Raw genomic sequence first — 6422 nt, 5'->3', positions numbered from 1 at the left:
GTATCAAAAATAGCTAAACCAAATCCCAATCCAACAATCGGTGTCATAAGAGGGGAAATCAGCATGGCTCCAATAATGACAGCCGTTGAATTCATATTTAGGCCGATAGAGGCAATAAAAATCGCACACATCAAAATCACTGTATCTCTTAATCGGACATGAAGATCATCATATAATTTCTCACGGTATTCACGTGTTGAATAGTTTCCGGTCATTGGTTACTCCTTTTATTTCATATAATCTTGTTTCTGCATGGATGATGGTAGAGATACTTCTGTCCAATCTTATATATTTTTCTTCTCACCTGTTACTCTTTTTAAAATTATCCTTTAAGTATCCATCAGTCCATCCTTAACATTATATCAAAAATGTTACAGTCTTTCTCTGAAGAAATCTATCAATTGAACAGATAGAGAAAGCAAGAAATTTTAGATTCCTTATTAGAAAAAGAAAAACCGGTATCTCCTCTGAACTCCTGATAATATGCGTTTTATTCTCTATAATTTAGCTATTTCAAAATTACAAGTTCTCCATTCTTAATTTCCCAAACTTGGTCAAACTTACTTAATAATTCGTTTTGGCGATGTAAAGTAACAATGACGGCACTTGGTAGTTCCAGAACTCTTTCCAATTCCATTTTAAACTGATTAGTATCCAAGGCAGAGAAAGGTTCGTCTAGGATAAGCAATGGATTTTTACGATTTTTCTCACGATTTAAATACATTCGTTGTTGCTGACCACCTGACAGGGATTGTGGTGGAATTTTTTCAAAATCTTCTTCTCTGAATTTTTCATTGAAACTATTGAATAGCGTTACATTATTTTCATAACTCGAAATAAATGTATGTTCTTGTTGCAGAATCATACCGAATCTTCCCCAAAGATGGTCCAAAACAAGCCCATCTAGCACAATTTGTCCTTCAAAATCTTCATCTGTTCCATTTAAAATGTTGAGAAGACTACTTTTTCCAGACCCATTCTCACCAATAAGCGCAATTTTATCTCCTTTTTGAATCGTAGCGGAAGTAATTATCAATTTTGATTCTCCCAGTTGTTTGGAAATGTTTTTCAAAGTAATCGTATCAAAAGAATGTTGAGGTGCTTGAACTGAAACGGATCTCCCAACAATGTTTTGAAAACTCTTGATTACAGGCTTTACGGACTCTAACATTTGTAAATCATAAAGGATTTCCTGTATTGGTTCAGAAAAAGCATTAATATATCCGAAACTCGCCACCACCTCAGGAATACCGAGTTGCTGGTGAGATAGAGAGTAGGCTAAGTAAATAAACAGAACAAGACTAATGAATTCAAAAGAAACACCTGTCAATAAGATGCCTGTAATTTTTGTCAAACCATACTTAAAATACTTATCCTGCAAATTCTTTAGAGAACTCTTTTGTTGATTCAAAAAATGCGACATAGTTAGTTTATTTACCAAATGATGTCCCATGAGCAAATCCTCCAAAGTTCGATAGTAATCTCCTTGTTTTTTCAAGTAAACCTGTCTACGATTAGCGGTCAACTTCCCAACGATTTTAGGAATTTGAATACTAATTCCAGTGGAAAAGATTAAAATCAGTGATACAATAGGATTAATTGTTCTGCTAATAATGAAAGCGTAAATGATGATACGTAAAATTTGTTTGATAAAACTCATCAATGGAGGAAGGTAATCCTTTTCCAACGAATCTAGGTCATTAGATTGATAGGAAATATACTCTGCTACTGTTTTCTGCTTGAAATCGTGGTGACTGAGTCCCAGAAGTGAACGAAACCACTCATTTTTCAAAGTAGTCGAAAAGATAATCCCCTGCTTCCAATCAAGTATCATTTGGATATAGTTACAACTCAAATAGCCTGCCACTGACATAGAGTAACCATATAGAGCTACTTGATAATCCCCTTTGATTAATGCCTGCGTGAAATACGGTAACAAAGCTGTGCAGATATTCGATACTACACCAAAAAGAAAATTAAAGAAGAGATACCATCTAATAGTTTTAAGATATGGTAGCATATACGATACTCCTTGCTAATGCGTTTTTTTTTACATATCGCAGAACAATCTCTACTATTCCTTATTTCAGATAGTGCGATACTCGGACATTGAGTGCAATAATTGTAAATCACACAAGTACTGCAGTTTTTACTATCATTCAAAATATAATTTGCTATTTTGTAAAATATAGGTCTATCCCATGTTTCTTTGATAGATGTAAAATGAATATTTCCAATACTTCTATTGAAAGTAAGCTTTTTCAGTTTTTCTAACGATTTAGGCTATTTCGTGACACACCCACAATCCGTGAAAATTCTGGTTATATCAGATTATGTGATTTTCGTAAGAATTTTATATTGTCTCCAATCATGGCAGTCTCCTTTTACTTGATAAAACTATTACAACATTTAGAAATTAAAAACTGGTTCAAAATCAATAGAATGTGTGTATTCGATACATTCAATAATTCTTTGGAAACAGTTCTACACCAGTTACACAAATCTATATACACCTATCTCATTCAAAATAAAAAGAAAGCTGCAGTTCTTTTAATCCTGTATCAACGATTCATTCTGAAATCGAATAGGAGACATTTCCCAAGTCTACAATTCACTTCATCTCAAATTAATTTTTGTAATTCACCCTTAGTTTATAGATTTTATACTCAACAAAAGTATAAAGCATACAAAACTTCACTTTGAACCAGTATTTATACTATATTCCGTATTAAAAACTCTATTATTGGTTTTGTAAAAAACAGTCTTCAAATATCCTGAAATATAGCAAAAAGAGATTGGGTAAAAACTCATTGTCTCTTCTCACTCAAGGACTAAGTTCACTTGAGCAAACTGAATCCGCACTATCGTTCCTTTTCCGACCTCAGACTCGATACGAATCTGGTGCCCCAGTTCTTCAGAAATTTTCTTAGATAGGTAAAGTCCAAGTCCAGATGACTGCTGAGTTAGGCGTCCATTATATCCTGAGAAACCACGTTCAAAGACTCGGAGGACATCACTGTTTTTTATCCCTATTCCTGTATCCTTGATACAAAGCTCTTGCCCTTCCATATAAATCTCCAGACCACCTTCCTTGGTGTACTTGAGACTGTTTGAGATGATTTGTTCAATGACCACTAGTAGCCACTTTTTATCCGTCACGATTTCTTTATCAAGGTCATATAGATTGACATTTAGACCTTTTTGAATAAAGAAAAGAGCATATTTACGAATTATTTCCTTGACCAAGTCCTCGATTTGAACCTGCTTTAAGACCAAATCATCATGGAAACTTTCTAAACGCAGGTACTGTAAAACTAGATTGGTATAGGAATCAATCTTGAAAATTTCCTGTTCTAATTGCTGCTTCAGTTGGCGGTCAACCACTTCTGCAACTAAAAGTTGACTGGCTGCAATGGGGGTCTTAATCTGATGGACCCACAAGGTATAGTAATCCAGCAAATCCGTCAGTTTTCTTTCTGAATCTGACCTCTGCTGATAGAGTTCCATCTCACGCGCTTCTAATTTTTCAGCTAAGGCTCTTTCCAAAGGAGACTGAGCTTCCCTCTCCCCATAGAGAAGTTCCTGACGATAGACCTGCATTTCCACCAATATGTCCCAAGCGAAAAATAAGATGGTTACAAAGCAACACAAGAGGAAAAAGTAGAGAAAGTAAATTCCCAAACTGGCAAATAAAAACTGAAAGAGTAAGAGCAGAAACGTCAAAGAAAGCAGATAGACAAACAGACGACTACGGGAGCGCAGATAGGCCAGAAAAAATTGTTTCCAATCAAGCATGCTTCAGTCCGTACCCTATTCCTTTCTTGGTCTCGATAAATCCTACCAAGCCCTGCTCTTCCAATTTTTTACGCAAACGAGCCACATTAACTGAGAGGGTATTATCATCAATGAAAAAGTCACTGTTCCAAAGTTCCCGCATGAGGTCATCACGCGCTACAATATTACCCGCATGCTCAAACAACACGCGTAAAATCTGGAATTCGTTCTTGGTCAAATTCAAGACTTGCCCTTGATAATGTAAATCCATTGATTTGGTATTGAGGATAACACCAGCATATTCCAGTAAACTCTCGTCACGCCCAAACTCATAGGAACGACGCAACAAGCCCTGAACCTTGGCTAGAAGAACCTGCTGGTCAAAAGGCTTGGTCACAAAGTCATCCGCCCCCATATTGATTGCCATGACAATATCCATAGCCTGGTCTCTCGAAGACAGAAACATAATAGGCACCTTGGAAATCTTGCGAATCTCCTGACACCAGTGATAGCCATTAAACAAGGGCAAACCAATATCCATGAGGACCAGATGAGGCTCCGACTGAACAAATAGACTCAAAACTTCCATAAAGTCTTCTACCAGAACCACTTCAAATCCCCATTCAGAGAGCATTTTCCCGACCTGTTGACGAATGACCTGATCATCTTCTACTAATAAAATCTTGTGCATCTGATTCTCCTTTGCTAATTTTAGGAGTCTTAAATCCTTTAGTATAAATAGAGGGCTTAGTATCTAATACTTTTTTGATATTTCCTTGTCACAACAGCTCAAAAAAGATAGTGAATAACCCCATTGATATCATACCTTATTTTCAGACATAGTGCCAGCCCTACCCTTTTATTTTTAATTTTTCAACCTTCATTTCAGTTCTTTTATCCATCTCCTTAACCAAAATTTATATCTATTCTTCCAAACCTTGAGTGTAGTTAAAACGACACTCTATACTCTTCTAACATTGAAAAGTTCCTTATCGAGTGGTATCCGTAAAAAGTTCTAGCTTTAAGATTGACAATCTGAAAAAGATTTGTTAAGATATGAATGAACAATATTTAATATTCATTCAGAAAAGAGGTGAATCAAATTGGACAAAAAACAGACTTTGAAATCCGCAGCTTATGAAGTTTTTTCAAAAAAAGGATACAAGGCGACAGGAATTTCAGAAATTGCTAGACAAGCTCATATGGCAGTCGGATCTTTTTATAACTATTACGAAAGTAAAGAAGCTATTTTTTTAGATATCTATATTGATGAAAACAACCGTGTTCGCCAAGCTATGATCGAAGAACTGGATTGGGAAATTGATATGATTGATCTTATTAGTCAACTCTTTGCTCAATCCAGAGCACTCGTTTCTTCCAATAAAATCCTTGCAGAATGGTACAATCCTGCCATAGCAGATGAGTTGCATAGCTACTATTCCTCAGAAGAAGGGAAAGTCACGAATCCATTTCATCAATTTCTCGTGAAAACCTTTACTCATCGTTTGCAGGCTGAAGGCCATTCTCCAGAAAAAATTCAAGATATTTTACAAGTTTACAACCTATTTTACTACATGGATATGCATATCACAGAAAATGATTTTCCAGATATTAGCAAAACTGTAGAAATACTAGCAACCAACTTCATTAAAGGAATCCTGAAATAAAGAAATCTTTTCTTTATTTTTTGAAAATCATTGAATGAAGAAAAATATTATTCATTCATAAAAATTATTACACTATAGGAGCTTAAAAATGAAACGAGGGAAAAAAATGTTCATAATTATTCTAACTACACTTGGAGTGCTCGGCTTTATATCTTGGGGAATCATTGCCTACCTTGGACGAAGTCAGACTTTATCGATAAAATCCATTGAAAATCCCAGCGGAGATTTGTATTTAGTTCACATCACAAAACCAAAAAATCAAATATGGAAATCTGGCTCCTATGCTCAGTTTAAGCTTCCTGACAGCTCGTTTGGTCCAGATAAAAGTCCAGTAAAGGAGGATCAGGCTAGCCGATGGCTAACCCTTGCTTCCACTCCTGATGAGGATGAAATTCTTATTGTAACCCATAATAGTGGTAGCGTGTTTAAGGAAACCTTAACACATTTACCAGCTGGTAGTAAAATTGAGATGAGTTGGCTGGAGTCATCTTTATCTGTTAAAGACAATGACCAAGCACTGGTTTGTTTTGCCTCTGATGTCGGTATTTCTACTCTACGTCCAGTTGTGAAAGAGTGGGCTGGTAAGCGCTCCATCATTCTTAATCATTTAGACAAAGGAGTAAACATTTTTGATAATGAGTTAAGAGAGCTTAGTAAGAATAATCCGAATCTAACTTATAAAACTAGCGAAACCTTTTCTCAAAGCCAAGCATTTTTAAAAAATGCGGTTGTGAAATACGGTAACCAAGCTATTTATCTCTTAACCGGCCAACCTGATGATATAAATGAGATGAAAAATTTCTTAAAAGAGAATGGGATTGACGACAAACAGATACAAATAAGTATGTTTAAAGGTTTAAAATAAAAGCAAACTGTCTTCTATGTGTCTGAATCATACCATTATAGGTCGGTATGTAGAGAGCTCGTACAAACAAACTAGTAAATTCTATGTGATTGTGATAAGATAAATAAAAAGAAAGG

General features: G+C 35.5%; 6 protein-coding genes. 2 read left to right on the top strand and 4 right to left on the bottom strand.

Going from position 1 to position 6422, the window contains the following annotated elements:
- The 4 genes from HT734_RS04640 to HT734_RS04625 form a co-directional block, all read right to left on the bottom strand.
- Nucleotides 1–215, bottom strand: a 215-nt coding sequence (locus HT734_RS04640; protein WP_173277960.1) for a hypothetical protein, incomplete at its 3' end; no start/stop codon positions are given.
- A gap of 293 nt (nt 216–508) precedes the next feature.
- On the bottom strand, nt 509–2020 hold the full coding sequence (locus HT734_RS04635) for an ABC transporter ATP-binding protein (RefSeq protein WP_077804852.1): 1512 nt from the start codon (nt 2018–2020) through the stop codon (nt 509–511).
- An 800-nt stretch (nt 2021–2820) separates the two neighbouring features.
- A complete protein-coding gene (locus HT734_RS04630; RefSeq protein ID WP_173277958.1) occupies nt 2821–3795 on the bottom strand; it encodes a HAMP domain-containing histidine kinase in 975 nt (324 codons plus the stop codon).
- Nucleotides 3788–4465, bottom strand: coding sequence for a response regulator transcription factor (locus HT734_RS04625; RefSeq protein ID WP_000548991.1), 678 nt, complete (start codon nt 4463–4465; stop codon nt 3788–3790). The genes HT734_RS04630 and HT734_RS04625 overlap by 8 nt, the downstream gene beginning before the upstream one ends.
- Before the next feature lie 406 nt (nt 4466–4871).
- Here HT734_RS04625 and HT734_RS04620 point away from each other — a divergent pair, with 406 nt between their 5' ends.
- Nucleotides 4872–5441 (top strand): TetR/AcrR family transcriptional regulator, encoded by a 570-nt coding sequence (locus HT734_RS04620; RefSeq protein ID WP_345889927.1) that lies wholly within the window; start codon nt 4872–4874, stop codon nt 5439–5441.
- 88 nt (nt 5442–5529) lie between these two features.
- Nucleotides 5530–6306, top strand: a complete 777-nt coding sequence (locus HT734_RS04615; protein ID WP_173277954.1) for a ferredoxin reductase — start codon at nt 5530–5532, stop codon at nt 6304–6306.
- Nucleotides 6307–6422 lie beyond the last annotated feature (116 nt).

This window comes from Streptococcus sp. k-90, assembly GCF_013277565.1.
Classification (GTDB): Bacteria; Bacillota; Bacilli; order Lactobacillales; family Streptococcaceae; genus Streptococcus.
The sequence above is the reverse complement of the archived record's forward strand: the minus strand, read 5'-3'. Positions and strand labels throughout refer to the sequence as shown.